The sequence below is a fragment of the Zobellella endophytica genome, from assembly GCF_003012775.1.
Classification (GTDB): Bacteria; Pseudomonadota; Gammaproteobacteria; order Enterobacterales; family Aeromonadaceae; genus Oceanimonas; species Oceanimonas endophytica.
Genome location: NZ_PXYG01000046.1, coordinates 1 through 255, shown reverse-complemented (window position 1 = coordinate 255; position 255 = coordinate 1). Strand labels below are relative to the sequence as shown.

At 56.1% G+C, this 255-nt stretch carries 1 rRNA gene; it reads left to right on the top strand.

What is annotated here, in order from left to right:
• Positions 1-255 (top strand): 23S ribosomal RNA (locus tag C7H85_RS19375); the annotation flags it as partial.

Genomic DNA, 255 nt, shown 5'->3' with positions numbered 1-255 from the left:
GCCCCTAAGGCGAGGCCGAAAGGCGTAGTCGATGGGAAACGGGTTAATATTCCCGTACTGACGTGCATTGCGATGGGGGGACGGAGAAGGCTAGATGGGCCAGGCGTTGGTAGTCCTGGTGAAAGGGAGTAGGTGGTGGCTTTAGGCAAATCCGGAGCCATAACACTGAGACCTGAGACGAAGTCACCACGGTGGCGAAGTCATTGATGCCCTGCTTCCAGGAAAAGCCTCTAAGCAACAGATGCACGTGAACCG